The 26,808-nt window shown below is 55.3% G+C and carries 24 protein-coding genes and 1 pseudogene; 17 read left to right on the top strand and 8 right to left on the bottom strand.

Annotation, left to right across the window (positions count from 1 at the left end; all coding sequences use genetic code 11):
• Positions 1-111 precede the first annotated feature (111 nt).
• Positions 112-1,316 (bottom strand): IS3 family transposase gene (locus BDD14_RS25680; protein ID WP_130420958.1). Its coding sequence is split into 2 segments (ribosomal slippage): positions 112-1,049 and positions 1,049-1,316, totalling 1,206 coding nucleotides; the frame shifts between segments, so codons are not numbered across the junction.
• Positions 1,317-1,478: 162 nt separating this feature from the next.
• Between BDD14_RS25680 and BDD14_RS34715 the strand changes: the two genes are divergently transcribed.
• The 9 genes from BDD14_RS34715 (at position 1,479) to BDD14_RS25635 (ending at position 9,894) form a co-directional block, all read left to right on the top strand.
• Positions 1,479-1,898, top strand: a complete 420-nt coding sequence (locus BDD14_RS34715) for a heavy metal-responsive transcriptional regulator (RefSeq protein ID WP_130422453.1) — start codon at positions 1,479-1,481, stop codon at positions 1,896-1,898.
• Positions 1,811-2,215, top strand: a complete 405-nt coding sequence (locus BDD14_RS34710; RefSeq protein ID WP_423201771.1) for a DF family (seleno)protein — start codon at positions 1,811-1,813, stop codon at positions 2,213-2,215. The genes BDD14_RS34715 and BDD14_RS34710 overlap by 88 nt, the downstream gene beginning before the upstream one ends.
• Positions 2,212-2,565 carry a mercuric ion transporter MerT gene (locus BDD14_RS25665; RefSeq protein ID WP_130422449.1) on the top strand — a complete coding sequence of 118 codons (354 nt, stop codon included), beginning with the start codon at positions 2,212-2,214 and terminating at the stop codon, positions 2,563-2,565. The genes BDD14_RS34710 and BDD14_RS25665 overlap by 4 nt, the downstream gene beginning before the upstream one ends.
• A gap of 25 nt (positions 2,566-2,590) precedes the next feature.
• Positions 2,591-2,872, top strand: a complete 282-nt coding sequence (gene merP / locus BDD14_RS25660) for a mercury resistance system periplasmic binding protein MerP (RefSeq protein WP_130422447.1) — start codon at positions 2,591-2,593, stop codon at positions 2,870-2,872.
• Between the two features lie 6 nt (positions 2,873-2,878).
• Positions 2,879-3,568, top strand: coding sequence for an outer membrane beta-barrel protein (locus tag BDD14_RS25655; RefSeq protein ID WP_130422445.1), 690 nt, complete (start codon positions 2,879-2,881; stop codon positions 3,566-3,568).
• Between the two features lie 243 nt (positions 3,569-3,811).
• The gene (locus BDD14_RS25650) at positions 3,812-4,192 is read left to right on the top strand and encodes a hypothetical protein (protein WP_130422438.1); all 381 of its coding nucleotides are present in this window, start codon (positions 3,812-3,814) and stop codon (positions 4,190-4,192) included.
• A gap of 172 nt (positions 4,193-4,364) precedes the next feature.
• A complete protein-coding gene (locus BDD14_RS25645; RefSeq protein WP_130422436.1) occupies positions 4,365-5,588 on the top strand; it encodes a TolC family protein in 1,224 nt (407 codons plus the stop codon).
• On the top strand, positions 5,585-6,796 hold the full coding sequence (locus BDD14_RS25640; protein ID WP_130422434.1) for an efflux RND transporter periplasmic adaptor subunit: 1,212 nt from the start codon (positions 5,585-5,587) through the stop codon (positions 6,794-6,796). Before BDD14_RS25645 ends, BDD14_RS25640 begins: the two co-directional genes overlap by 4 nt.
• Positions 6,797-6,798: 2 nt before the next feature.
• On the top strand, positions 6,799-9,894 hold the full coding sequence (locus BDD14_RS25635; RefSeq protein WP_130422432.1) for an efflux RND transporter permease subunit: 3,096 nt from the start codon (positions 6,799-6,801) through the stop codon (positions 9,892-9,894).
• Position 9,895: 1 nt separating this feature from the next.
• On the opposite strand, the gene BDD14_RS25630 is transcribed toward BDD14_RS25635, so the two are convergent.
• Both BDD14_RS25630 and BDD14_RS25625 read right to left on the bottom strand, forming a co-directional pair.
• Positions 9,896-10,318 carry an HNH endonuclease gene (locus BDD14_RS25630; protein WP_242618203.1) on the bottom strand — a complete coding sequence of 141 codons (423 nt, stop codon included), beginning with the start codon at positions 10,316-10,318 and terminating at the stop codon, positions 9,896-9,898.
• Positions 10,319-10,322: 4 nt separating this feature from the next.
• The gene (locus tag BDD14_RS25625; RefSeq protein WP_207231831.1) at positions 10,323-10,550 is read right to left on the bottom strand and encodes a hypothetical protein; all 228 of its coding nucleotides are present in this window, start codon (positions 10,548-10,550) and stop codon (positions 10,323-10,325) included.
• A 126-nt stretch (positions 10,551-10,676) separates the two neighbouring features.
• On the opposite strand from BDD14_RS25625, the pseudogene BDD14_RS34705 reads away from it, so the two are divergent.
• The 5 genes and pseudogenes from BDD14_RS34705 to BDD14_RS25600 form a co-directional block, all read left to right on the top strand.
• Positions 10,677-10,925 (top strand): annotated as a pseudogene (locus tag BDD14_RS34705) (transposase); the annotation flags it as partial.
• Between the two features lie 1,196 nt (positions 10,926-12,121).
• Positions 12,122-13,351, top strand: coding sequence for an efflux RND transporter periplasmic adaptor subunit (locus BDD14_RS25615; RefSeq protein ID WP_130422430.1), 1,230 nt, complete (start codon positions 12,122-12,124; stop codon positions 13,349-13,351).
• Positions 13,351-16,533 carry an efflux RND transporter permease subunit gene (locus BDD14_RS25610; protein WP_130422428.1) on the top strand — a complete coding sequence of 1,061 codons (3,183 nt, stop codon included), beginning with the start codon at positions 13,351-13,353 and terminating at the stop codon, positions 16,531-16,533. Before BDD14_RS25615 ends, BDD14_RS25610 begins: the two co-directional genes overlap by 1 nt.
• A 2-nt stretch (positions 16,534-16,535) precedes the next feature.
• Complete coding sequence (locus BDD14_RS25605; protein ID WP_130422426.1) at positions 16,536-17,945, top strand: TolC family protein; 1,410 nt, start codon at positions 16,536-16,538, stop codon at positions 17,943-17,945.
• Positions 17,942-18,523: a LysR family transcriptional regulator gene (locus tag BDD14_RS25600; RefSeq protein WP_130422424.1), complete on the top strand. Its 582-nt coding sequence runs from the start codon at positions 17,942-17,944 to the stop codon at positions 18,521-18,523. Before BDD14_RS25605 ends, BDD14_RS25600 begins: the two co-directional genes overlap by 4 nt.
• Before the next feature lie 413 nt (positions 18,524-18,936).
• Here BDD14_RS25600 and BDD14_RS25595 read toward each other — a convergent pair whose 3' ends face one another.
• Positions 18,937-19,494, bottom strand: coding sequence for an MIP/aquaporin family protein (locus tag BDD14_RS25595; RefSeq protein ID WP_207231830.1), 558 nt, complete (start codon positions 19,492-19,494; stop codon positions 18,937-18,939).
• Between the two features lie 780 nt (positions 19,495-20,274).
• Here BDD14_RS25595 and BDD14_RS25590 point away from each other — a divergent pair.
• The 3 genes from BDD14_RS25590 to BDD14_RS25580 all read left to right on the top strand — a co-directional run bounded on the left by BDD14_RS25590 (position 20,275) and on the right by BDD14_RS25580 (position 24,099).
• Complete coding sequence (locus BDD14_RS25590) at positions 20,275-20,802, top strand: c-type cytochrome (RefSeq protein WP_130422422.1); 528 nt, start codon at positions 20,275-20,277, stop codon at positions 20,800-20,802.
• A 736-nt stretch (positions 20,803-21,538) separates the two neighbouring features.
• Complete coding sequence (locus BDD14_RS25585; RefSeq protein WP_242618202.1) at positions 21,539-22,216, top strand: hypothetical protein; 678 nt, start codon at positions 21,539-21,541, stop codon at positions 22,214-22,216.
• 305 nt (positions 22,217-22,521) lie between these two features.
• Positions 22,522-24,099: a B12-binding domain-containing radical SAM protein gene (locus tag BDD14_RS25580; protein WP_130422418.1), complete on the top strand. Its 1,578-nt coding sequence runs from the start codon at positions 22,522-22,524 to the stop codon at positions 24,097-24,099.
• A 79-nt stretch (positions 24,100-24,178) separates the two neighbouring features.
• On the opposite strand, the gene BDD14_RS33310 is transcribed toward BDD14_RS25580, so the two are convergent.
• From BDD14_RS33310 to BDD14_RS33305, 4 genes are all read right to left on the bottom strand, one after another.
• Positions 24,179-24,790, bottom strand: coding sequence for an alpha/beta hydrolase family protein (locus tag BDD14_RS33310; protein WP_242618201.1), 612 nt, complete (start codon positions 24,788-24,790; stop codon positions 24,179-24,181).
• Between the two features lie 132 nt (positions 24,791-24,922).
• Entirely contained in the window at positions 24,923-25,624 is a 702-nt protein-coding gene (locus tag BDD14_RS25570) for an acid phosphatase (protein ID WP_165420248.1), read from the bottom strand.
• A 172-nt stretch (positions 25,625-25,796) separates the two neighbouring features.
• Entirely contained in the window at positions 25,797-26,264 is a 468-nt protein-coding gene (locus BDD14_RS25565; protein ID WP_242618200.1) for a PepSY domain-containing protein, read from the bottom strand.
• Between the two features lie 109 nt (positions 26,265-26,373).
• Positions 26,374-26,784 (bottom strand): hypothetical protein, encoded by a 411-nt coding sequence (locus BDD14_RS33305; protein WP_242618199.1) that lies wholly within the window; start codon positions 26,782-26,784, stop codon positions 26,374-26,376.
• Positions 26,785-26,808: the final 24 nt, after the last annotated feature.

The raw sequence follows: 26,808 nt of genomic DNA, 5'->3' as shown, positions 1-26,808 counted from the left end.
GGTGTTCGCGCTTATGGCGCGCAACGGCTTTGGCGATTTCTTCGGCCGAGAGCTTGCTGTGGCCCTCAGAATGCAAGACTGGCTTGCCCGATGTTTTGTACCAATGAGGAGTTAGTGTAGCGCGTTTATCTCTGAGTTCAGATAGCCGCCGTCTGGGGTGTGGAGAAGTGGGAAGCGCGTAGCGGTTTCCACTTCTCCATGCCCCTTGCTTGTTGCGATCATCCGGGCCGCCGGAGCTGGTGGTGTATATCCCAGCGAAGAGTGTGGTCTGACGGTGTTGTAGTGGACGCGCCAGCGTTCTGCCAGCACGCGAAGCTCTTTGATGGAGTAGAAGATCTCTCCGTTGAGGAACTCATCCCGCAGCTTCGAGTTGAAGCTCTCACAGTAGCCGTTCTCCCAGGGAGAGCCGGGTTCGATATACAGTGTCTTTGCTCCTGTGTTCGCCAGCCATTTGCGCAGGTCTTTGGCCACGAACTCGGGCCCATTGTCAGAACGTATGTGCTCGGGAACTCCTTTCCAGACCATGACGTCAGCCAGAGCGCTGATGACCTTGGCCGAACTCCAGCGCCGTTCGGCCCGTATCAGCAGGCACTCCCGGCTGTGCTCGTCGATCAGGTTGAGGATGCGCACACTGCGGCCATCGTGCGTTCGCGCACTCACGAAGTCGTAGCTCCAGACATGGTTCGAGTGTGTCGGCCTGAGCCGCACACACGAGCCATCGTTGAGCCATAACCGCCCTCTCGCCTTCTGCTTCTTTGGTACCTTCAGCCCTTCACGACGCCAGATGCGTTCGACTCGGTCCTTGCCGACCTGCCAGCCGGCTCGCTGGAGTAGCGCCGTGATCCGGCGATACCCATAGCGGCCATACTGGCTGGTAAGGGTAACAATGGCCCGAGTCAGAGCATCCTCGTCTTCACGCTGTGTCGGCCGGTAGCGCTGCGTGCCCCTGGGTTGCCCCAACAGAAGGCACGCATGCCGCTCACTGACTCCATGCTCGCAGGCACGGTTGACCGCATTGCGCCGTCGTTCAGGGCTTAGAAGTTTCCCGAGGCGATGTCCTTCAACACAAGCTTGTCCAGGCTCAACTCAGCGACCAACCGTTTCAGCTTCGCGTTCTCCTGCTCAAGCTCCTTCAACCGCTTCGCCTGATCCACCTGCAGACCGCCATACTCCTTGCGCCAACGGAAGTACGTCTGCTCCACGATTTCCGCTTCCTTGCACGCCTGCGCTGTCGTCTTCCCGTTCGCCACTGCCACTTCAATCTGACGGAGCAGGTTCACCACCTGCTCTGGCTGATACCTCTTACCTCGTGCCATATGCTCTCCTCGTTCCAGTGTGTCTCTTAGTCACTGGTACAAAGCAAGCCGGGCACTCCAAAGGGCCTGGTTTGGTTCGCTCTGAAGGTGTAGCTGCTAATTCCTCGACCGCTCCAGTTGTTCGCCTATTTGTTTTCGCATTTGACTCTGAGGCTGTCATCGATGCAGATTGGAAGGGTCGCCCAGAGCACAGGGCTGAGTGTTGACACGATCCGTTTCTATGAGAAGCAGAGCCTTATACCTCCGGCTCGGCGCACTGACGCAGGTTATCGGGTATACGACGAAAGCACCGTCGATAGGTTGCAGCTCATCGGTCGCGCACAGAGTCTCGGTTTTTCTCTCCAGGAAATCCGTGAGTTACTACTGATCGAAGACGGCGAACCGGGCGGATGTTCTCACGTGCGGGATCTGATTGCAGACAAAGTTAAAAAGGTGAAAGAGAAAATCGCAGGGCTCCGACAAATCGAGAAGCGGCTGGCAAAGGCTCAGGAGCAATGCAGCACAGCCCTCCAGAGGTCTTTCAGTGCGCAATGTCCCATTCTCCAGGAGTTGGAATCGGGACGAGAGAGAGGATCAAAGTGAAGGTCGAAGTTCTGTATTTCAAAGGCTGTCCCAACCACGAGCCCGCAGTTGAGCAGGTCCGGAAGGCACTGCGGAACGAAGGTCTCCCAATACTTGTGAACGAAGTGGAGATAACAGATCCAGCGATGGCGCAGGAGGTTGGCTTTCTGGGCTCGCCAAGTATTAGAATCGATGGGATTGACGTGGAGCCCGGTGCCCGGGAGATAAATACATTCGGGTTTGGTTGCCGCACGTACTCCGACGATGCGGGAAGGCGGTCCGGCCTGCCTCCTGTCGGCCTCATTCAACGGGCAGCGCGTGAAAGCAGAAGTGCGTGAACTCAAAACCAACAAGCAGTTTGGGGGTTCTTGCAGTCGGCGGTGTTGCCGCCGTCCTCGCATCTTCCTGCTGCCTGGGGCCACTTATTCTCGTAATGATGGGTTTCAGTGGTGCATGGATCGGAAGCCTATCGGCCTTGGAACCCTACCGCCCGTTGTTCCTGGGGTTTACCTTGATTGCCCTACTGCTGGCGGGTTTCCACATCTTCCGCCGAGCGAAGGATTGCGACGTAGACGGTACCTGCTCCACACCACGTACACGCCGCATCCAGAAATTTACCTTTTCAGTAGTCGCGCTGTTGGCTATCGTAGCATTCGCTTTTCCATACCTCGCACGCTTCTTCTACTAATCTCTTTGCTTTTGAAAGGACTCCTATGAAACTGCTGCATGGCGCGATCGCCACTGTTCTATTTGCCGTCTCTTCCCCACTCTGGGCCGCACCCAAGTCCGTGACCTTGGCCGTACCGGGGATGACCTGCCCGACCTGCCCCGTGACCATCAAGAAGGCATTGATGAAGGAACAAGGCGTTGCGAGTGTCACGGTTCGTTATGAGAAGAAAGAACTTATTGTGTCTTTCGATGATGCGAAGACAACACCGGATGCCATCATGAAATCGACTGCAGCAGTTGGCTTCCCTTCCCAGATCGCAAGATGAGCAGTCGTGACGCTCGATCCGCGGGTGATCATCCCTTATTCCATTCAGTACGGTATCGGGATTGAACGGCAGTTGACCGCAAACAGTTCGGTCGCCGCTAACTACGTCGGAACACGCGGGATCGACCTATTTCGTTCAGTCGACGTGAATGCCCCAGCACCGCCGACGTATGCAGCACGACCAAATCCAAACGTCGGCCAGCAAAGACAACTCCAATCGGATGGGTACCTCAAGAGCAACGCCTTGGAGTTGAGTTTTCGTGGAAGCCCTACCCGATTCTTGTCTGGTCAGGCACAGTACACACTTGGCAAGACCTACAACAACACGAGCGGAATCACGTATTTTCCCGCGAATAGCTATCTCCCCAGCGCCGATTGGAGCAGATCTGACAATGACCGTCGACATAAGTTCGACCTGCTGGGGATGATCTCAGCAGGTAAGTGGTTCGACTTCGGGACAGCTCTCTCGCTTTACTCTGGGAAGCCGGTTAATGTCACGACCGGCAACGACGACAACCATGACAGTCTGCCTCTGGATCGTCCGATCGGTGTGCCGCGAAACACCCTGCATGGGCCCGGATACATCAATCTGGATCTCAACCTCTCGCATACCGTCATTGCTGACGAAAGCTGGAAAGGGAGGACCAACTGCGACTCTGGCGGTCAACTCCTTCAACGTGTTGAATCACGAGAATGACACCACATACATTGGCGTGATTAGTTCGCCTTTTTACGGACGTCCAGTCGCGGCGCAGCCGCCAAGACGGATGCAGTTCGGTCTGCAGATCAAGTTTTAGTGGAGGGTTGCGGTGGCGTCGTACAACGGGACCCTTCTCCACGCGAACGGACACGAAGCATAAACTGGGTGATCGCTGGGCTTTGGCCCAGCAGTCAGCTTCCGGTCAATCAATAACTGATTGCTGTGGGCAGGGGTTACTATATGGGTGTGCGGTCTTGCATTTCCATCCTGATGAACTTGGTGCTGGCGCTTACGTTCTTGCAAGCGCCGTTTCTGCACGTTCATGGGCATGAGAGCACGGAACACCATCCGCACGCGTTCTTCCACACTCATTTTCCGCACCATCACTTCTCGGCCTCCAAGTCACCGGAGTTTCGCGGTCTTGACCCTGACGATGACGCTGTATTTCAGCAGTGGTTTTCGGCGACGATCAACGATATCTCTACTCCAGTCTTCATGCTCACTTCGATCTACACCCTTGTCCCTGTACGGTCATCGGAGCTATTTTTTGAGCCGAACATCCTGAGCGGTCACGATCCGCCGCGGCGATCCCGTTCCTCCCCACGTTCCCCTCCTGTCTAGTCCTGCCTCGCTGCTGCGCCACTAGCGCACGTCGTGTTCTGACGTGTGCGCATTTCACAGAACGTCACCTCCTCACATCCGGTCGATCTTCGTGAACTTGTTGTTGGCGCCTATTCCATCTGCTGCCGTATTCTCCGGCGGCTCTCAGCGAATCTTTTGCAGGACTTATCGTATGAATCGGTTGCTATTGTCTCTGTTTGCGGGATTGCTCCTGTTCGCAAGGATCTGTCACGGACAGACCGTTCTCTCAGCGCAGGACGCAGTCAGCTACGCACTTGAACACCGTCCAGAACTCCGGGCCGCGAGCAATCGGGTAACGGCATCGGAGCGGCTGCGCTCACAGGCTGGCCTGATTCCCAATCCGCGGTTTCTCTTCCGTAAAGAAGACCTTCGCACGCAAACCTCTCCCTTCGGAGAAAACTCGCAAACATACTGGGAGGGCGAACAGCGGCTGGAGACTTCCGGCAGGCGGGGAGGCCGCATCGCTGTCGCGCAGCAGGGGACGGAAGAGAGCCGCCTGCAGGCCGACCTTGCGCGTCGGCAGATCGTGCTGAACGTGCGCGAAAGCTACTGGAAGGCGAAGGCCGCACAGTCTCTCGCGGCGCTGTACAGCCAAGATTCGGACTACTTCCGGCAGGTGATCGAATTTCACGAGGCTCGTTTCCGCGAAGGAAAGATAGCAGAGGTTGACCTGCTGCGTGTCCGGCTGCAAGGAGAGCAGATCCGCGCTGCTGCAGCCAATGCAAGGCTCGACTCTGAGAAGGCCCTTCTGATGCTGGCGCAGGAGATGAACGCGGCGCCTAATAGTTCCTGGGTTCTCTCTGAAGACTTCGAGACGCTGGAAGATCCGAAGCCAGTCCCAGGAGGAACGGATGCTGCATCGCTACGCACCGAAGGGCAGCTTGCCCAACAAGCCATCGCCACAGCGGAAGCGCAGACCCGGCTCGCGAAGGCGAACGGCAGGCCCGACTTGCTCTTCACGGGTGGCTATAAACGCGATGTGGGCATCGACACTCCAATAGCCGGTGTTCAGTTCGATCTTCCGCTCTTCAATCGGAATCAAGGAGCGGTTGCGGCGGCCCATGCGGAAGAAGACGCTGCACGTGAGACTTACCAGGCGACGCGCAATCGGCTCGCCGCCGAACTGGCGTTAGCGCAGCGGGAATTCGAGATGCGCCGGGAACAATATCTTCAGACATTCAAGCCACTGCGAGGGCAAGCCATCGAGATCTCAAATATCAGCCGGGCTGCGTATCAGGCTGGAGGACTGGACTTGCTACGACTGCTCGATGCGGAACGCGCTCGTGTAGACGCAGAACTCAGCTATGTGCGTTCCCTCGAGGGCTTTCATCTCAGTGTTGCTGCACTCAACTATGCGGAGGGATTAGATCAATGAAAATGACCAGGAAAGCCGCATGGACATGTGTGGCTGCGTGCTGCCTTCTAAGCGGCTGCCATAAAGAGCAGGGCGATGCAAAGAACGAGACGAGTACTAAAGCGGAGAGGAAAGGATCTGCGGATGAGGTCACTCTATCGCCTCAGGTGCAGTCCGAAGAGAAGGTCCAGATTGCACCTGTGGAACTAGGCACCGCCGCCGCAACCCAACGCGCGAAGGGCCGTATTGTGCTTCCAGATAATGCAACATGGCGCGTGGGCGTTCTTGCAGAGGGTAGGGTTGAAAAGGTCTATTTCAATCTCGGCGACTCCGTGAAAAAGGGCCAGGTGCTTGCACGCATGCACAGTCACGATGTGCACGAGGCTCGGGCGGCTTACGCCAACGCCTTAGCCGAACGTTCCCGCCTACAGGCGGCCGAGGCTCTGGCGCAGAAGAATTACGACCGCAGTCAACGACTCTACACGCTCAAGGCGGAGTCGGTTTCCCAAACGGAAATGGCAAAACAGGAACTTGTGAACGCTCAAAGCGCGACCCGCGAAGCGGATAATATTGTGCGCCGCGAAGCGACCCACTTGGAAGAGACCCTCGGTCTGCGAGCTGACGCTTCTGCCGACAGTTCAGATGATGCTGACCTGATTCCCATCAAGGCTCCGGCAAGCGGTCGGATTCTGCAGAAGGCTGTCACGCCTGGGGCGACCATCTCGCCTTCCACGGATGCCTTCGTTATCGGGGATCTACGTCACCTTTGGATGTTGGCCTCGGTCGATACTACGACGCTGTCCAAGTTGCGTCTCGGGCAGACAGTAACCGTCACGCTGCCGGATGTTCCGGAGGCGACCTACGCTGGAAAGATCACGAACCTTGGTCAGGAGTTCGATCCGGTGACGAGGCTGATGCAGGTGCGCATCGAGGTCAGAAATCCGGATACCCGCCTTCGTCCTGAGATGCTGGCGAGCGCGGAGTTCATCACGGGAGATGGTATGCCCACTGTTCTTGTCCCGCAGGAGGCACTTCAGCAAGTAAATGGTGAGGATGTTGTCTTTGTTCGCTTGGCTTCGGATCTGTTCAGAGTGCAGACAGTCCAAATCGGTGAAAACGTACACGGCAAGGTACGCATCCTTCAAGGACTGAACCCAGGCGAGCAGGTCATCACCCACGGAAGCTTTATCGCGAAGTCACAGCTTCTCAAATCCTCGATCGGAGACTAGACATGTTGAATCGCATCATCGACGTCGCCCTCTCCGCACGCTGGATCGTGCTGATGCTTATCATCGCTCTTGTTGCAGCGGGTGGATATGCCCTTTACACCATGCCCGTTGAAGCTTTTCCTGACCTCACCAACAATCAGGTTACGGTCGTGACAGAAGCTCCTTCCATGCCACCGACTGAGGTGGAGCAGCTCGTCACCTATCCCATCGAGCAGGCGATGATGGGGATGCCGAAGCAGCAGGAGGTTCGTTCGCTCTCGAAGCTTGGTCTCTCCATCATCACGGTCGTTTTTGACGATTCCGTGTCGATGTACTTCGCGCGACAGATGGTCAACGAACGCTTACAGCAGGTAAGCGCCCAGTTGCCCAGAGGCATTCAGCCACAGCTGGGTCTTCCTGCAACTGCCTTCGGCGAACTTTACCAGTACACTCTCAGCGGCCCCATGACCCCCATGGAACTCAAGGATCTGCAGGAATGGCAGATCAAACGGCAGCTTCGTACCGTGCCAGGTGTAAGCGAAATCAATAATTGGGGCGGCGAGGTCAAGCAGTACCAGATCACCGTCGATCCCGCCTTGCTGACGCAGTACGGCCTGACATTGGGGGACGTCGCGCAGCGAGTCGCCGAGAACAACACAAACTTTGGCGGCGGCTATATCGAACACAATGATGAACAATACACTTTGCGCGGCGAGGGCCGGACGCAGAGCATCGAGGACATCGGAAACATCGTTCTGCTTTCAAGCCGCGGTGTCCCGGTCTTGTTAAACGATGTCGCTAAGGTGGGTATCGGGGCTGCGCCCCGCCTGGGCGCCGTACTCCGGAACGGCGAGACAATTTCCGGCATGGTCATCATGCTCAGGGGCGAGAATGGCAAGCGCGTCATTGCCGCCGTAAAGGAAAAGATCAAGGGCATGCGTCTCCCCGCAGACGTCAAGATCGTTCCTTTCTACGATCAGTCAACGGTAATCGACGGCACCATTCGAACGGTCAAGAAGAACCTCTTTGAAGGTTTCGTCCTCGTTACGGTCGTTCTTTTCCTCTTCCTTGGCAATGTGCGTGCTGCATTGATCACCGCCTCCATCATTCCGTTGGCGATGCTCATCGGGTTCATTAACATGCGGCTCTTCGGATTCAGCGCGAACCTGATGAGCCTTGGCGCGATCGACTTTGGGATGATTGTCGATGGCGCGGTGGTCATGATGGAAAACTCCATCCATCGCCTTGAGGAACGTCGGGATGGTGAATCCGGGGTAGTCGCCGTTCGCCGTGCTGCCCATGATGTCGCCCGGCCCATGACCTTCGGCGTCGTCATCATCATCGCCGTTTACCTGCCCATCTTCTTCCTGCAGGGACTCGAAGGTCGGATGTTCCGGCCCATGGCCTTCACCGTCTGCTCCGCTCTCTTCGGTGCTCTTCTTCTGGCGCTTGTTGCCATTCCGGTATTTACCTCGTTCGCGTTCGGCAAGGGGCTGCCGGCGAAGAGTGCACGGACCTCAGCAGGATGGATGGAAAGGCTTGCCGACCGGTACCAGCGTCTCCTCGCTACCGTCATCCGCTACCGCAAAGCAACCGTGGCAGTCGCACTGCTCATCCTCGTTGTGGCTCTCTGGTCGCTAACCGTCATTGGCACGGAGTTCATGCCGCAGCTCGACGAAGGCTCGATTCTGGTCGAGACGCGCAAGCTGCCCGGCATCTCTCTCACAGACTCAGTCGAAATCAGCAAGCGCATCGAACAAAAGCTCCGAGCATTTCCAGAGATCGCAGATGTGGTTATAAAAATCGGTCGCCCTGACTTTGCGACAGAAGCGATGGGCATCAACGAAGGCGATACCTACCTCCTGCTGCGTCCCATGGACGAGTGGCATCGCTTCCATAGCAAAGAAGAGCTGATTGACGCCGTCGACAAGGAGCTCGCAAAGATCCCCGGTCTCAGCTATAACTTCACGCAGCCGATGGCTATGCGTGTGGATGAGACGGTCTCGGGCGTGAAGGCGGACCTCGCCATCAAAATCTTCGGTGATGACTTCGGCACGCTCGATTCGCTCTCACAGCAGGTTCTCCGCGCCGTCTCCAGCGTTCGCGGAGCAGCGGATGCGCAGATTCAACTTACCTCTGGGGTGCCAGATCTCACCATCCGCATAGATCGCGGTGCGTTGGCTCGCTATGGCCTGAATGTCTCTGACGTAGAACAGGCTGTGGAGGCTGGCGCTTCCGGGGCAGTCATATCGCAATTGATCGATGGCCAGAAACGATACGACATCGCAATGCGTCTGCCTGACTCCTACCGCGCGAATCCTCAGACGATGCAAGACATCACTTTGCGCGCTCCGGGAGGCGCACAGGTCAAACTGGCGCAGCTAGCGAAGGTGCGGGTGGTGCGCGCGGCGGTCGAGATTGACCGCGAGGAAGGCCAGCGGCGCATGGTCGTCATGTCCAATGTGCGTGGACGCGACCTTGGCAGCTTTGTCACAGAGGTACAGGCAAATATTGCACACCAGGTGAAACTGCCCGCTGGCTATTCCATTGAGTTTGGCGGCCAGTTCGAGAATCAACAACGCGCCACCAGGCGACTGATGATCATCATTCCGATTGTCATCTTTCTTATCTATATCCTGCTCTATCTCACCTTCAAGTCCTTCAAACAAGCGCTGCTTGTAGTGGGCAATATCCCATTCGCTCTCGTCGGCGGCATCGCAGCACTCTGGCTGCGCGACATGAACCTGAATCTCTCGGCATCAGTTGGTTTCATCGCTTTGTTCGGAGTTGCCATGTTGAACGGAGTCGTCCTAGTCAGCTCAATCAATCAAGTCCGGGAGTCCGGGCAGACAACTTATGATGCTGTGCTAGCGGGAGCACGCCGCAGACTCCGTCCTGTACTGATGACAGCTTGTGTTGCGAGTTTTGGTTTTATCCCCATGGCGCTCTCGACATCTACGGGTGCCGAGGTCCAGCGACCCCTTGCGAGTGTGGTGATCGGAGGGCTCTTCACCTCAACTCTGCTGACTCTGCTGCTCCTGCCCGTTCTCTATGAATGGATCTTCGAGAAGGAGCGTCTAACGACGGTGGAACAGAATGGTGACAGCATGGCTCGATAGCTCAATCTTCCTTAGCGAGCTCAAAGTTCAGTGGCACACTCTGAGCCGGTGGTTTGCGAACCTTGAAATCAAGGTACGTCTGTTCGTGGCCTTCGGAGTGCTGCTCTCGCCACAGTACCAGCAGAAGCGGCGGAAACTCCGTAAGGACAACCATCGTCCGGTGGACCTTTGCGTGACATCCCGCACAGAGAGCGATCATCAGATGCAGTACAGACTTGCCCGGTTTCCGATGATGCACTCCGGGATCGGAATCACCGCACACCCTACAGACGTATCCATCGCGCTCTAAGACCTGCTCTCGCAAGCCGCCGAAATACTCGGCATCCTGCCGTTTCAGCGTGTAGCAGGTCGCGCAGAGGCCCAGGGCGAGGATCTTCTCGTTCCCGCAGGGACAGCAAATTGCGGTCTGGACCCCTTTCTTCAAAGCCCTACCCCTTCGTCTTCAGCTTGGAGTCGTTTTCGCGGCTGAACGCCTCGATCTCCGCCGCACTCGCCAGGATGCGGAGCCACTGTTCTTTGTAGAGCGTGACCGGAAAACGGTCCATGCCGTACAGAGAGAGCCCGCCTTTCTCGCTCACCTTCAAAGTGAGGCCGCCCTTGTCTTTGCTCTTGAGCTGGGCAGTTTCAGCTCGTAAGCGCTCCAACTCCGCTTGCATCTACAACTCACTCATCGTTTCCCTCCTCCGATTCCCTGCATACAATTCATTTTGCAAGCTTCCCAGCCCGACGCTTTTGACCGGAGCATACCGATATAGCGTATCCCGGCTGATGCCGAACTCACGCCTGGCTACGACCCACGCGATCTATTGAAGTTATATCTGTACGGTTATCTCAACCAAATCCGTCCCTCAAGACGCTTGGAAGCAGAGTGCCATCGCAACGTTGAGTTGATGTGGCTCCTAGGTCGGTTGTATCCGGATCATAAATCGATTGCAGAGTTCCGCAGGATTCACCGCTTCGGCGGTGACTGTGGGTTGATTCGGGGGGAATGGATTGCTATCGACGGATCAAAGTTCCGCGCTGTGGCAAGCATCGACAGCGCCCGCGAGCGGCTCTCCTTACAACGCTATTTGGAGCGTATGGAGAAGGCTGACGAAGAGCGGCAAGCAAGCATAGATCCGACCGCCGTACAGGCTGCACTAGAGGAGCTCAAACAACATAGTGAACCGGAAGTCAGCTTCATGCTGATGCGGCAACAGGTTTTATCGGCTTACAACGTGCAGACCGCCGTCGACGCAGAGCATGCGCTGATCGTTGCGCACGACCTGGTGCTGGATGCCGCTGATACACGCAGCCACGGCATTCAAGGTGGACACCGATGCTATCGCGCTCAAAGTCAAACAGGAGTTTGCAGCCAAAACGAAGGCACCGACGGCGAAGAGACCTGTAACTAAAGCCCACCTAAGGCTACACAGAAAGCGAAAGCTGCCTAGTCTCGGATTTTGTCTGTAGGAGCCTGCCTGGTGGCGGGCTCCATTTCTCGCGCCCGTCCTGCCAAAAAAACAAGGATGCGGAGCCCCGTTCCTTCTGGCCCGGCTCGGAGGCGGAGATACAACCGTCCGTCCGACCAATCAAATCCCGAACGATATGAGTGGGGCTCAGGTTATCTTCCATAAGAAAATTTGCTTTTGTGAAATCTGTGACATACCCTGATACTCTAAGTTGATCTAGTCTGAATCCCACCGGACAGACTGATCTGCGATGAGTGACTCTGATCCATGCGGATAATTTCTCCCAATCGACGCGTATCCGTTGTCACAGGGTTCGCAGTTCTATTTTTAGCGTTCACCGTATTCGGTTGGGGTATTGGATACAAACTCTCGCTTTATGACCCGCCCGGTAGTCCGTCAACCATAATTCCTGCGGCGAAACTTTTGTCACAGGAAGAACGACCGTCGACTGCAAAGGTCGACGGTCAACTACTCCCTGCAGCTCCGGTTCAAAAGACCCCTAACTATTACCCAGCGATTGTCTTTGTCGCTTTCATCTTTAGTCTGCGACTCCTCGTATCTACCTGGGTACGAGTGACGACAGAGCATGATTTGATCGCGCAGCGATCCTGTCATTCGAGCTTTTTCTCGTTCCGCCCCCCACCTGCATCCCTCTTCTGCAATTAGACAGTTCCCTTCAAATAGATAGTCGGACCTTCGCAACTCGCTAGGTCGTGCTCCTTCGAAGGGTTTGTTGACCCCATATATTTTCCTGTATTGCGATAGGTGCCTTCACCATGTCCATGCGATCTGCTTCGATCGTTTTGAGGGGTGCGCTTCTCATGGCGCTTCCATGTTTTGTCTCTATTGGCTGTAGCGAAAAGCAGGCGGATTCTGCGCCCGTTGCTACAGCTTCGATAGCTCCTGTGGTGCGTGGAGATCTTTCGAGCACGCTGACTGTCGCTGGCGAGTTCCAGCCGTACCAGGAGGTGGAACTCCACGCGAAGGTCTCTGGCTATATTCGGCGTATCAATGTTGATATTGGAGATCGGGTCAGGAATGGGCAGGTCATTGCTACACTCGAAGTCCCTGAACTGACTGCTCAGGTAGCAGGATCGCAGGCTGAGGTGCGGCACAGTCAGTCTGAGATTGCGCGCGCACAAAGTGGCGTCGCACTTACCGAGGCGAACTATGCTGCGGTCCACGCAGCATATACCCGATTGTCCGAAGCATCGAAGCAAAGACCAGGCCTGGTTGCAGAGCAGGAGCTCGATGATTCGCGGGCCAGGGATCTGGACGCTCAGGCCAAGATCAACGTCGCCAAGTCGGCCCTCGAAGCTACCAAAGAGCAATTGGGGGTTTCGCAGGCCGACAATCAGCGCGTTCAATCTCTCAAGGACTACTCCGTGGTGACCGCACCGTTCACCGGCGTCATCACCATGCGTTACGCCGATGTTGGCTCGCTCATCCAGGCCGGAACCGCGTCGAACACGCAGTCGATGCCGGTGGTAAAGGTAGCGCAGAGCGACCTTCTCCGTCTGAGAATGCCGGTGCCCGAGGAAGATGTTCCCTTCATCAAGATAGGTGGGGATGTCTCGATTAAGCTGCAGGCGACGGGGAAGACCTTTACAGGGAAGATCATTCGCTTCACACGCGAACTCTCTACATCAACCCGGACGATGCTGGCCGAGGTCGATGTTCCCAACCCCGATCTGACTCTCAGCACAGGAATGACGGCTCAGACCACCATCGTCCTGCAAGCGCAAAAGAACGTTCTTACCGTTCCCGCCGGGGCCGTGCTCAAGGGTGACGGCCGGGCATCGGTGCTGATCGTCGATACACACAACACGGTGCAGAAGGTGCCGGTCACTCTTGGGATTCAAAGCCCCGACAGGATCGAGATCACACAAGGACTCTCCGAACATCAGTCAGTCATCGTTTCCGGACAAACGAACTACCAGCCCGGTCAGGTCGTGCGTCCGCAACTTAGTACTATCTCGATGCCGAAGCAGGGGGACAACCAGTAATGTCATCCTTCGCCATCAAGTATCCCTTCTTCGTCCTAATGATGTGTCTTTTCGTGATGGTGGTCGGCATCACTACTGTAACTAGCATGCCGGTAGACCTCTTTCCAGAGGTCAATATCCCCGTTGTCGTCGTCGCGACGTTTTACGCGGGTATGCCACCTCAACAGATTGAATCCGACATCACGAATAGCTATGAACGATTCTTCACCCTGGGCAGTGGAATCGACCATATCGAATCCCGCTCTCTGCCCGGCGTCAGCCTTATTAAGATTTATTTTCAGCCCGGAACCGACGCGAATGCAGCAGTAAGCAATATCTCGAATCTTGCGATGGCGAACCTTCGTCGTCTGCCTCCCGGAACTCTGCCGCCCGTTGTTCTAAAGTTCGATGCCGCCAATTTGCCTGTCTGCCTCATCACCTTAAAAGGTGAAGGGCTCAACGAAACGCAGCTCAAGGATCTCGCCCAGTTCACAGTCCGTAACCAAGTCGCCAATGTCCCGGGAGCATCGGTCCCGCAACCCTATGGCGGACGCTATCGCCAGATCATGGTGTACGTCGATCCCGTGAAGCTCGAAGCCCACCAGATGAGCGTTACAGACGTAGTGGACTCTCTCAACAAGTCCAACTTGATTCTTCCCGCAGGTGACGTTCGCATTGGGATGAAAGACTACAACATCTATGCCAACAGCCAGGTTCCTGTCGTGGATCAGATTAACGACCTACCGCTCAAGACTGTAGGTAATGCCTCGGTCATGGTCGCTGATATTGGTCAGGTAAAGGATGGTGGACAGCTCCAGACCAACATCGTTCGAGTAGACGGTCAGCACTCCGTGTACATCCCTGTCCTTAAACAAGGCGGCAATTCCAACACGATCACCATCGTGAATGGCGTCAAGAAGGCAGTCGAAAACCTGCTGGATATTCCTTCCGTATTGAAGACAGACGTCGTCTTCGATCAGTCAGTCTTTGTGAAGATCGCGGTCAAGAATGTCATAAACGAAGGAACGATTGGGCTCTGCCTGACAGCGTTGATGATTCTGCTCTTTCTGGGCAACGTTCGCGCGACTGTCGCTGTACTCATCTCCATCCCGATCTCGTGTCTGGCTACATTTCTAGGACTAAACCTTGGAGGCAGCTCGATTAACACGATGGTTCTGGGAGGGTTGGCCCTCGCGCTGTCTCGTCTCATCGACAACTCCGTCGTGGTCCTTGAAAACATCTTCCGTCATATGGAGATGGGCGAGGCACCAGCGGAGGCCGCAGTCAAGGGAGGCAAAGAGGTACAGCTTGCTGTTCTTGCGGCCACGTTCAGCACCTGTATTGTTTTCTTTCCCGTCATCTTGCTCGTCGGTGTAAGCAAGTATCTCTTCACTGCACTTGCCCGCGCAGTTGTACTTGCTCTCTTCGCGTCTTATGTCGTCGCAATGACTGTCGTGCCCCTTTTCTGCGCGAAGTTCATCACGGTCGATCCAGCTCATCTTCATCATGGTGCGGCAGCGATTGAGGAAGACCTCGACTCGCATACCCCCAAAAAGATTAAGGTCAACTTCTTCCGCGTCATCATCGACAAATTCAACCTGGGATTCCATAAACTTCAGACGCAGTACGAAAAAGCAATTGCCATCTGCCTGAATCGTCCTGTGCTTGTCGTCGTTGTCTTCAGCCTGTTTGTAGTGTGCAGTTTTGCTCTCTATCCATTCCTTGGCAAAGCGTTCTTTCCTCGCACCGATCCCGGCCAATTCGTCGTCAACGTCAAGGTTCCGGCGGGAACCAGAATCGAGGTGACAGACGACTACATTGCGAAGATGGAGCAGGACATTCGGAGTGTGGTTTCGCCGGAAGACCTCAACATGATCGTTTCCAATATCGGCATCACACCCGACCTTTCCGCCATTTACACCTCGAACTCCGGAATGCATACGGCATTCATTCAAGTTAGTTTGAAGGAGGAACACAAGACTGGCAGCTATGCCTATATGCAGAAGGTCCGCGAAAAGCTCAACGAGGACTTTCCCGATGTAGCGACCTACTTTCAGGTGGGCGGTCTTGTGGATTCGGTGGTCAATCAGGGGAAACCCGCCCCAATCGATATTCAGATCGGCGGCAACGATCTGCAGCAAGCCTACGACATCGCCCAGGCGACAGCAGCCAAGCTGAAGAAGCTGGGCTCGGTCAACGACGTGCTGATTCCACAGGATCTGGACTATCCAGGGCTGGAGCTGAACATCAACCGCGTCCAGGCGGCTCTACTCGGTGTGTCACCCAAGAATGTCGTCGACAACGTCATCACGGCACTCACCTCGAACGGCGTCATCTCCCCGAGCTTCTGGGTCGATCCGAAGACCGGCAATAGCTACATGTTGACGGTTCAGTACCCCGAGAACCTGATCAAAACGATGACCGATTTCAAGCAGATTCCTCTCCGGTCCCCGGAAGGCGCTAACACTACACCACTCCAATCAGTTGCCGACATCAAGCAGATCAATACACCTACGGAGGTGGACCATTACCAACTACGCCGCGAGTTCGACATCTATGTCATGCCGAAGAAGGAGGACCTAAGCGAAGTCAACAAAGAGGTCGAGTCAATCGTCGGTCGGATTCAGAAGCCGCACGGCGTAACGGTTAAGATCCGTGGCTCAGTCCGCGATATGGATAACTCTTTCTCCAGTTTCGGAATCGGCCTCATTCTTGCCGTGGTGCTGGTGTACCTCATCCTGATGGCTCAATTCGCGTCTTTCTCTGACCCGTTCATCATTCTGCTGGCTGTCCCGCCCGGTCTGTCGGGAGTATTGATCTTCCTTTTGCTCACAGGTACGACCCTCAATGTCATGTCGCTGATGGGTGTGGTCATGATGACGGGTATCGCAGTGTCAGACAGCATTTTGATTGTTGAGTTCGTCGGAACGTTGCGGCATGAAGGGATGGTCCTGAAACAGGCTCTATCGGAGGCCTGCAAAGTGCGATTGCGTCCAATTCTTATGACGACCATGGCCACGATTCTTGGTCTCATCCCGATGGCGCTAGCGCTCGAACCTGGAAGTGAGCAATATGCACCACTGGCACGCGCCATTCTCGGAGGATTGTCGGTATCGGGCCTTGTCACTGTATTTCTAGTGCCCACTGCTTATCTGCTCATCCACCGAAATGAAGAGCATAGCGACGTAGCAGGGGAGGTTTAGCCATGCAAGCGAATCCAATCATCTATGCCGCACTCCTTTCATTGATTCTGGGGGCTCCGGGGCTGCTTGCACAGAGGGCCTCGACATCACTTCCAAATGCACCGATGACGCAATCGTTCCTTGTCGCGTCGGCACAGGCACGATCAGTCACGAACTCTCCATCACCTGCCGGGGCGGAAGGAATCCCGACACCTTTTACCCGGCAAGAGGCTGAAAAGCTCGCCCTGGCCAATAATCCTCGCATCCGCATCACTCAGTTAATCGCCCGAGTTCAACATCAGGCCGTGAGAGAACGCCGAGCCGATGAGCTTCCCAACTTAAACGGAAACTTGACTGCGGTAGAGGCGAACGACGGAAGCCGCATCTCCAGCGGTTCACTAACAGCATCGCGGCTGCTTGAACACGCTGGGATGGGAGTCCAAGTCAGCCAGCTCATCACCGACTTCGGACACACCCGGAATTTGGTGGCCTCCGCAAAACTGCAAGAGAAGGCCAGGTTGGCGGATGCTGAGGCAAGCCGTCTTGATATAGTCCTCGCTACTGATCAGGTCTTCTTTGCGGTCATCGAGGCGCAGGAGACACTAAAGGTTGCCACCCAGACCGTCAATGCTAGACAGGCGCTTACGGATCAAGTGAGTGCGCTCACGAAGGCAAAGCTGAAGTCAGACCTGGACGAGAGCTTCGCTCAAGTTAATTTGTCCCAGGCGAAGCTCCTGCAACTGGATGCGCAAAACAATCTTGATGCTGCTAAAGCTGCGTTCAGCGCGGTACTTGGCTACGACAAGGAGATGAACTTCCAGCTTGTTGATGATTCGGGCTCTCTCCCCGCAGTTCCTCCCGATTCGGATGCGCTCATAGCTCAGGCCATCCAAAATAGGCCCGATCTTCAATCGTTGAAATATAGCGAACAGGCCGCCGAGAAGTTCAGTAAGGCACAGCACGAACAGTTGTTCCCAACTATTAGTGCTCTCGGAGCAGTTGGCGGAACGCCTGTAGGCTCTTCGCAATATTTCACTACAAACTGGTATGGTGCGGTGGGCGGGAACGTAAGCATCCCGATCTTCAATGGCTTTCGACTCACGGCACAGGCCTCTGAAGCCGCGCTCCAATCGAAGGCCGCGACCGAGCAGACCCGTGCGTTGCGAGACCAGGTTGTCCGTGATGTCCGTACAGCGTGGCTCAACGCAAACACAGCAATGCAGCGGGTAACCGTGACGGCGGAGTTGCTGAAACAGGCAAATACCGCGCTTGATCTGGCCAAGACCCGATACGATCTTGGCCTCAGCTCCATTGTGGAGTTGAGCCAGGCAGAGTTGCAGCAAACGGAAGCAGCGATCGGCAATGCCAATGCGAGGTCCCAGTACAACTTCGCAATCTCAACGCTCAACTTCCAGACAGGCGTCCAGCCATGATCGAGAACTTCAAACTCCATGTGTTCCGGGTCGTCGCGGACACACTCAACTTCAGCAAGGCTGCGGAGGAGCTGCACCTCTCCCAGCCTGCCGTGACCTCACAAGTACGAAGTCTTGAAGAGGGATTGGGGATCGCACTCTTCGATAGGGTTGGACGAAACGCAACGCTCACCCCAGCCGGAAAGACTCTTCTTCCCTTTGTCCGCCAGATCGAAACGTTGTCGAGCGATGCAATCGCCGCCCTCGCCCCGTTTGGAGTGCAGGAGGGTGTCGAACTGAACATCGGTGCGTCCCATGCAGTTGGGGTCTATCTGTTGCCAAGACTGCTCCCCGCTCTTGTCCGGGAGTGGCCGAAGCTGCGAATTCATATCGTCAGCGGCAGCACGTCCGAAATCCTAAATGCTTCAGAGCGAAAGAGAATCCGATGCAGCGAGAAAGACCTGGGCAAGTTGAATCCCATTACGGTGCTGCGGAATGCCGCTGTCTTTGGCCCAGCGCAACTTCACCGCGTCCTTGCTGACCACTCTACATTTCAAGACGAACCCTTCTCGCGCATCTTCAAACATTTTGCTGTCTGACTCCGACACCTCAATGGCACCCTGCGAACTCACTCCCCAAGATTCCGTCGGAATCTTGCAACCAAAGAACTCGAAGTATCCGGGCTAGTTTTCTACTGGTGAGAACAAATTGACCACGGACTCTCCCCTGAGAGCGAGAAGTTGCGCCTCTAAAACCGGGCCCGAACCTTTTACCATGTCGAACTCGGCAGTGAGACCTTGACCAAAATCTCTTCCATTCAATAAACAATCAAGCACTCTAAGGTTCTCTGCAACCTGATCATTTATTTCGAAACTCATTTTGAGTTTCACGCTGAGTTGTCTTTCTATCTCACAGCAAAGCAAGAGTAAGCGTCGCATGTTCTGATCGAACGGCCCTTCACCTTAATATACGTCTCATCACAACGCCATGACCGGTTCTGACAGGCACCCGATCAGGCAACTTCCCTTTTTTCTCGCGGTTGATCCCTTGATTGGAGCCGACGAACATCTTCACGCTCGGCTCGATTCAATGCCTTGAAAGCTCCAGCAGCAACAGCAGCGCCAGCAAAATCAGCCACCAGGTAAATCCAGATATTCGCCCAGGACGATAGCCCGAGAACGGAGATGCCCGCCGCGACCGCTGGGTTGAACGCTCCACCGGAAATGTTGCCAACGGAAAATGCCCCCACCAGCACCGTGAAACCGATCGCCAGTCCATAAAAGGAATTGCCCAACGTGCTCTTGGCCGTAGCCACATTCAGCACGACGTAAACGAGCGCGAAGGTGAAAAGAAACTCCGCCAGAAGCGCGGGTATAGTCTCCGGTTGGAGCGGCACAACAGCGCCGCCCCCCTTTAGAAACTTTACGACCAAGGCCGCCAGTACCGCCCCCATAACCTGAAAAATCATGTATGGCGCCACATCTTTGGTCTCGCATTTCCCACGCAGCCAGATGCCCAGCGTAACGGCCGGATTAAAGTGCCCTCCAGAAATTGGCCGATGACCGTGCATCCAATGGTCAGAACCAGGAAGAAGGTTCCGATGAATTCAGCGAAGTACTTGTTCATGATCTATCTCCTTCAACTCTCGATTGCGACATCTTGTCACCTTTCAATAGACTTTCGCGGAGCGTCGATGGATTAGGTTGAGACGCTGTATGAACAAATCGTCACGAATTTTGACGACAAAAGTGAGTCGATTGGTACGTGCAACCCAATCAGCAATTCGGTTCAAGATCATTGGTAGAGTTACCGCGTTCTATTGCTGGAGATCTGGGGTAGCAGAGCTGTCGTGATCTGTTGTCAAAACTTAGGATTATGACAAAAAGTTCATTTGCCAAACCATGAAGTATTTAGGCGCACGGATCGATACACGTTATGGAGGTAGCACCATGAGTTTGTCCGCCATAAGTTCCGTCGCCATCACAAACAATCAGCCAGAACTTCAGAAATCAACCCCCACGCCAGTTGCATCACACCAAGCCCAGGCATCTTTGCCGACCGACACCGTTTCGTTAAGCCCTGCTGCTCAAAAAGCGACCAGCGGAGCCGACGTTGATCACGACGGGGACAGTCATTAAACCATTGCGCCAGGTTCCATAAAGTGGTCCGCGGCGTATGCAGGTTAGCTGCCAGCGTCGCGGGCTACTTGGCTCTCTCCGAGAGGCTTATCTGCCATCAACACAATCTTTCAATGAACAATTTGTCATTGTAAGGTTGATGTTTCGCCGTGTTAGGTTGTTTTATCTACTGGTGGTATCGTCGCCGCATTCTTCTTGGAGTACAGACATACATGAAGCGAATCGCTCTCTCTTTCCTCAGCTTCATAGCGGGGCTACTTTTACTACCAGCGGTAATCTACTGTTATTTGGTCTTTGGCAAACCTCCTGTGGCTACCACAGACGCTACATTTCCATTCGAGGCAAAGATCACACATATGGTCATGAAAAGCCGCATTAAGCGCGAGATGCCTACAGGCTCTCCCGTTGTTGCCAGCGATAACAACCTGACAGCTGGCGCGGAAATCTACAAGAACAAATGCGTGCAGTGTCACGGCACAGCTAATGAGTCCTCCCCCCTTGCCAGAAACATGTTTCCAAGGATTCCGCAGCTTTGGGCCAAGCATAAAAATGGCGTCGTCGGGGTTAGTGACGATCCCGTCGGGGAAACCTACTGGAAGATTAAGAATGGCATAAGGCTATCTGGCATGCCTGCATATGGAACAGTTCTTTCAGATCCGCAACTGTGGCAGGTTAGCTTATTGTTATCCAAGGCGGACAAGCCTCTTCCTATCGAAGCTTCTAAACTTTTGCTTCGATAGTTTTTCATCTCGACTTAGGGAACCTATTTATTAAGCAGAGGGCCGACCACGCGCTTCGCTCCTGTCAAGGGTGACGATCAGTCTGGATCTGCAGTCGCGATTTCAAGCAATAACGGCTCCGACCCCCAAATAGATGGATACGACTCGTCTCCGCGCTCTTCACGTCGAGGCTTGTTCAAACGCACGCGGATTCATCTCGAGATGAACATTTTGTCATGACAGAACTTCGCAGTGAGCGATATTGAGTCCGTATATTTGATAGTAGCTGTCGATGCGAGGTGTGCGCTGCTCCGATTCATCCGGATAGGGTGCGGACTGCCTGCCCCAGATGGAAGCACTATGTCGAGTGGAGATGGTATGCCGTGCGAGCTTGCGGTCTCGATAACACCAGGAGAGATCATGTTGACCCGCACAGCTTGGGCCCAACCTCATTCGCAAACCCCTTACTGTAGGTGCTGAACATTGCTCTGGTTGACAGCGCCGCAATACGCAAGAGTTCCATGACGATTTGTTCATTCAGTATCTCAAGTCAATTTATCGTTGCTTCGCGCGAGTCTAATGAAAAGCGAACGGCTAAGCCGTGCGGAGCAATCGATCATTTATGCCTGGAACTTCGTCCGTCTATTTAGTCTGTCTCGTACTTTTTTCAAGTTCTTACAGCGTCGCCCAATTGCAGCAGACATCTCAGCCCTCGTTACCTGATTCGCCAGATGTGTTCATCACGCTCCTAAGCGATATGCACTCTGCTCCTAAAGGCTACTCCTCCTCGAACGAGCCGGTCGCCGTCCAACAGAACAACACGTCGTCACCGGCCGATGAGCAAATTCCACAGACCAAACGCATCCTCGGTATCATTCCCAACTTTCGTGCGGTTAGCGCGAATCAGGTGCTTCCTCCGCAATCGGCGAAGGAAAAGTTCATCACCGCCTCCGAGGACTCTTTCGACTACTCCGCGCTGCTACTCCCCGCCGCTTTGGCAGGCTATTCGATGGCAACCAAAGCGACCCCGGAGTTCCATCAGGGTGCCGCCGGCTATGGCCGCTATTTTTGGCACACCTATGCCGATCAATCGATCGAGAACTACGCGGTTGAGTTCATCGTGCCGGCACTTACGCATGAAGACATCCGGTATTACACGCTGGGCAAAGGCGGTTTTTTTAAGCGAACCGGCTATGCATTCAGCCGCGTCGTCATCACGCGGTCCGATGCTGGAACCGCGACCTTCAACAGTGGCGAAGTCATCGGCGCTGGCGCAGCCGCTGGCATTTCTAATCTCTACTATCCCGCAAGCGAACGTACCTTCGGCAACACCGCTCAGAAATGGGGCATTAATGTCGGTGTGGATGCTGCGACCTTTGTGTTCAAAGAGTTCTGGCCAGATATCAACCATGCTCTCTTTCGTACCAAAGACTAAAGCAATGCCTAATCAAGCCTGCCGGCGGTTTCTGACTTCGCTGTTTTGTAGGTCGCAGGGCTTCCGGGAGGATAGATGCCAGCAACATGATTCGCTGCCTTAAAACAACAGAAAAGACCACAGGAATTCGACTGTTGACATTCCTCGCCGAGAAACAAGACCTTGCGATGGCAGCATGTTACAGCCGTGAGTGATCGGGGAACACGACGAACTTCGTCTGCGCGGTCGACTGAAGTTCGACTCTGCCCAACTCCGGCCTCTATCCATTCATTCCGAACTGCAATCGCACGAGGAGCATTGCCCATATGGCTGTTCATTTGATAAACCCTAGCGACAATTCTTTTGGGACTGCGGTGATTACTCCGCGATGGTTGTTTGTGTTGGCGGCGGCGACGCCCCTATCAATGGGCGACCCTCGTTTGGTGGATGAGTCACTGGAGCAGCTCGATCCGGCGACGATCCAAGCCGGGGATGTGGTTGGAATTAGCGTTCACACAGGCAATGCGCTGCGAGGCTATGAGGTGGGGAGGATTGCGTGGAAGCGGGGTGCAACGGTGGTGTATGGGGGTATACACGCGACGCTTTTCCCAGAGGAGCCGTTTGAGCGCGGTCATGCGGCTGCGGTAGTGAAGGGCGATGGGGATGTGGCGTGGGGACGAGTGCTGCATGATATCGAGGCAGGATGCGCGGAGCGAATCTATGACGGCGGGAAGATCGAAGGCGAGGAATTCCTGTCGGCGCGCTGGGATTTGATGCAGATAGATAAGTACATGTGGGCGTCGGTGCAGACAATTCGCGGGTGCCCTAAGCATTGCTCATTTTGCTCGGTGTGGCGAACCGATGGACAAACACCTCGGCAGAGAACCTTCGAGAAAGTGATTGACGAGATCATCGATTTGCGGCGGCGAGGCTTTCGGTTTATCGCTTTGGCGGACGACAACTTCTACCCGGTGACGCTGACGGACCTGCGATTGGCGCGGGAGCAGAACAACCATGAGAGGGTAGAGTCGCTGATGCAAACTCGAGCAGAGCGGTTCTCGTTGATGGCAGAGATGGCCAAGCTGCCGAAGGATATGGTGTTCTTCACGCAGATCACAATGGAGTCTGCCGAGGATACGGAGTACTTGGACGCGATGCGACGGGCGAACATTAAAGGAGCACTGGTGGGTGTGGAGGCGGTCACGCCCGAAGGGTTGAAGGCGGTGTACAAAGACTTCAACTACTCAGGGGATCGGCTCGTGCAGCAATTGCAAACCTTCCGAAAGCATGGGGTGCATGTGCTCGGATCGTTCATCTTCGGTTTGCCGACAGACAAGCCGAGCACATTTGATGCGACGGTGGAGTTGGCACTGAAGGCTGGCGTGACGTTCGCGCAGTTCGTGATGATGACGCCTTTTCCGGGAACAGTGGACTTCGGACGATGGGAGAAGGAGCAAGCAGAGAATCCGCTGATGGTAGATGGGACGCCGATTACACGGTACTGGCTGATTCCGACTGCGATCCGTCCAAAGATGTTTACGCCGCATCCGCTGATGAGCTCGGACGAGATCGGGGCGCGGACGCAGGGAGTCTGGGATAGGTTCTACGACTTCGGAGCGGTCTGGAAAAGATCCTCATGCGTACCTAACCTGCGAGCTCGCGTGGCGTTTGTGCTTTTGTCGAAGCTGTACCGGCAGATGTACGCCGGGACGGGCATCTCGACGGATAGCGCTCGGCGAAAGAAGGCGAAGACCTGGGCCCGATGGATGGCTCGGCAGGCACGCAAGATATTCCGTACGAAGCCGATGCCAGAGCTGATGTACCCAGTTTGGAAACCTAGAGTAAAGGGGCAACCGCGCCTGACACAGCTTACGGTTCAGAACCAGCACGTGTCCGGGGACTGATTTTGACACGCCTTGGGACGTAGAGGTTTGTTCGACGCGTTTAGACCTGATACAGAGTGACCGTCTCAACCTGCGCAATCTATGTTTTTTTTGTTGTCGTTGCTTTCGTTGTTTTTCGAAGACAGAGCGAGCAGCAGTCGGGGCAGTTTTCAACGACGACACGGGGCGGCCCTGGTCTCGCCGCCATAGATCGGCGCGATGAAGGCCAACGGTGCGCCGCGCGGTTCCATCGCGAGGTCGGTGGCCAAAAAGGCGCCGGCGGAAAAGCCGACCATGCCAATCCGATCCGGCTTGACGCCCCATTCGGCGGCTCGCTCGCGGACGATCTCGACCGCGGGACGGCCGTCGTCGCCGGCGATTTCCCGGGCGCGGGGATGCTCTCATCGGGCAGCCCATCGGCCAGTGCGCGGGGCGCCTTGGCGCCGGGAATTACGGCCGGAATGCCGGCGAACCTCTTGGCCACGTTCTCGGCGTACTCGGCCGGATCGGGCGGGGTGCCCCGCACCCGGTATTTCAGCAGGAAGGCCGTGTAGCCGCGCGCCGCCAGCCAGCGCACCGGAGTGATCCCCTCATGCTCCCAGGCCAGAACCCGCCAGACGCCGCCGGGGCAGACGATGATGCCGGCGCCATTGGCCTTGGCCGGGTCAGGCGTGAATACGGTGAAGCTCGGGTCCGAAACATTGCGCAGCATGACGGTCTCGGGACCGAAGACAGCCGGGCTACCGAAGGTGATTTCCGGCCCAACGTCGGGCAGGCTACTGGGGGCCCGTCAGGCCAGAGCCGGATCACCGTGTTCAGCTCATTTGGCCCGCAGTCCTTCCGCTTAATTTTTGTTCCTCGCTAAACCAAGTTTTGCTCGGATCTCTTCCCGCGCTGCGGCCAGGTCTCGTTGAAACCTTGGCGTAGCCAGCATGTAACCGAACACCACATACGCTACCCTGCGGCTTGCCTCGATGTCACTGGGGTAATGCACTCCGCACACTAAACGGTTTAACGCATAGTCGTCTGCGCGCGCCAGTATCTCAGTTCGCTTGTCCGGAACGATCTCCGCCAAAGTAAACGCTTCCAGGTAACCGGTCATCCCATGTCCACTTGGGTAAGAATCATGCTCCGTTTTTAGCGCGCACACAGGATGAAGGGTAGTGTCGGTTTGATATGGCCGTGGGCGCTGATAAGAATGCTTAAGCTGGTTTCCTACCACGCTCTGCTCATTCTTCACATGCACGCCCAGGGCCGCCGTAACTGGCAGCGCCTCCGCTGTAAAGCCCGGACCAAAGACTGTCTTGAAGACGAACATATTCTCCTCGCCTTCGTCTGCCAGTGCCTTTGCCATCGGCTCCGGCGTCCGCACCCGCTCGATGCGGTGCAACTCCGCCAACTCTGCCTTAGTCAAAGCTGAGTCCACCGCTGGCGGCTCCGGGAGGAACACCCCTACGTCCAGCAATGCGCTATCGACGTAATACGCCGTCTTCGCCGGTTTCGGAGTCGCTGCCGTAGGCTTCTCCGACTGAGACTGTACAACCACACATGAAGAAAGCATCAAGCAGATAGAAATAGGCCTAATAATGTTCACAGACTAAAATCCTCTCGCGTTGGGGCTGAAGTGGTATTGGTTGGATCCTCCACATGGCTAGATCCACGCCGCGGCCAGTCGAAGAAGTGAGATCGATTGTTCATACGTTCATCGATTGAATCTCCTAAGCTAAAGTGAGACAGATTGGAACGACGATGCCCGCGATAAAAACAATTGCTAAGAGTACCTTCCTGCGGCAGTACTTGTACGACATGTAAAGGCCGGTAGCCGTAGAAGCAAATAGGCCGACGCTAACGACCAAGAAGAAGATCTTCAGGGAAAGTGGGTGATGGGCTGGACCCTTTTCCGAACTCCCGGTCCTTTCTGGCCCACCGGCTTTACTTGCTAAGGAAGAGGTGGCCGGCTGCTGAACCTTGCTCGCAGGCCGTTCGGTGGTCTGCTTTTTGTGAAGTTGGGCCAACACGATGATCCAGTGTGCGGGCTTGTAGGTGCTGCCCTTAGAGCTCTCGTGGAGCGAGAGGGTTTGTAATGCACCGGTGAACGCAAAGAACACTATAGCTGGTGCTATAAAGACGCCGAGGTAGAGATGGATGAGGCGGACAACCTTGAGTGCGGCGATTGGCATGCCCATGGTTTGGACTTTCTCTTTGCATCTGGCAAAGACAGGCGATCTGAAACAGTACAGTCGCTATAAGTTTGTGAATCACTCGCCGGGCTCGAAGCCGAGCATTTGAACGTTTCTATCGTTTTCGCTGAAGGCCGAAGGTCACGGAAAGCATCACGCTCCGACCTGGCGTGAGCGTCAGCAGATCGCCGCCTGCTGAGGTGGTGCTTGCAAGATAGGTCGAGTTAACACCGCCTATCGAGACGGGCACGGCGGCATTCGCTGGAGTGACTCCGATGGTATTTTCTGAGTTCAAGAGATTATTGAAGCTCAAGCCGATCTTGGTTTGATCAAAGAGGGTGTTGTTGCGGACGGTGTAGTTGAGGAAAAGATTCACCATCGTAAAGGGATCGATCGCGACCTGGTTGTGATAAGACTTGTTGTCGTTCCACATGGGACCAATGCGCTTCTGAAAGATGCCAAGGTCGAAGTTGCGCTGCTGGTAGGTGAGTCCGAGGCCCTGGGTGTAGGAGGGAGTGTTCGCCACCAGAGGCCAGAGGGAACGCCGGCG

Source organism: Edaphobacter modestus, assembly GCF_004217555.1.
Classification (GTDB): domain Bacteria; phylum Acidobacteriota; class Terriglobia; order Terriglobales; family Acidobacteriaceae; genus Edaphobacter; species Edaphobacter modestus.
The sequence above is the reverse complement of the archived record's forward strand: the minus strand, read 5'-3'. Positions and strand labels throughout refer to the sequence as shown.

Coding starts and splice junctions, on each gene's coding strand:
- BDD14_RS25635 (WP_130422432.1), top strand. CDS start 6,799: ATGTTGAATCGCATCATCGACGTCGCCCTCTCCGCACGCTGGATCGTG.
- merP (WP_130422447.1), top strand. CDS start 2,591: ATGAAACTGCTGCATGGCGCGATCGCCACTGTTCTATTTGCCGTCTCT.
- BDD14_RS34715 (WP_130422453.1), top strand. CDS start 1,479: ATGCAGATTGGAAGGGTCGCCCAGAGCACAGGGCTGAGTGTTGACACG.
- BDD14_RS25565 (WP_242618200.1), bottom strand. CDS start 26,264: ATGGGCATGCCAATCGCCGCACTCAAGGTTGTCCGCCTCATCCATCTC.
- BDD14_RS25645 (WP_130422436.1), top strand. CDS start 4,365: ATGAATCGGTTGCTATTGTCTCTGTTTGCGGGATTGCTCCTGTTCGCA.
- BDD14_RS34710 (WP_423201771.1), top strand. CDS start 1,811: ATGCAGCACAGCCCTCCAGAGGTCTTTCAGTGCGCAATGTCCCATTCT.
- BDD14_RS25600 (WP_130422424.1), top strand. CDS start 17,942: ATGATCGAGAACTTCAAACTCCATGTGTTCCGGGTCGTCGCGGACACA.
- BDD14_RS25595 (WP_207231830.1), bottom strand. CDS start 19,494: ATGCACGGTCATCGGCCAATTTCTGGAGGGCACTTTAATCCGGCCGTT.
- BDD14_RS33310 (WP_242618201.1), bottom strand. CDS start 24,790: ATGCTGCGCAATGTTTCGGACCCGAGCTTCACCGTATTCACGCCTGAC.
- BDD14_RS25650 (WP_130422438.1), top strand. CDS start 3,812: ATGGGTGTGCGGTCTTGCATTTCCATCCTGATGAACTTGGTGCTGGCG.
- BDD14_RS25615 (WP_130422430.1), top strand. CDS start 12,122: ATGTCCATGCGATCTGCTTCGATCGTTTTGAGGGGTGCGCTTCTCATG.
- BDD14_RS25590 (WP_130422422.1), top strand. CDS start 20,275: ATGAAGCGAATCGCTCTCTCTTTCCTCAGCTTCATAGCGGGGCTACTT.
- BDD14_RS25610 (WP_130422428.1), top strand. CDS start 13,351: ATGTCATCCTTCGCCATCAAGTATCCCTTCTTCGTCCTAATGATGTGT.
- BDD14_RS25605 (WP_130422426.1), top strand. CDS start 16,536: ATGCAAGCGAATCCAATCATCTATGCCGCACTCCTTTCATTGATTCTG.
- BDD14_RS25640 (WP_130422434.1), top strand. CDS start 5,585: ATGAAAATGACCAGGAAAGCCGCATGGACATGTGTGGCTGCGTGCTGC.
- BDD14_RS25580 (WP_130422418.1), top strand. CDS start 22,522: ATGGCTGTTCATTTGATAAACCCTAGCGACAATTCTTTTGGGACTGCG.
- BDD14_RS25585 (WP_242618202.1), top strand. CDS start 21,539: ATGCACTCTGCTCCTAAAGGCTACTCCTCCTCGAACGAGCCGGTCGCC.
- BDD14_RS25625 (WP_207231831.1), bottom strand. CDS start 10,550: ATGCAAGCGGAGTTGGAGCGCTTACGAGCTGAAACTGCCCAGCTCAAG.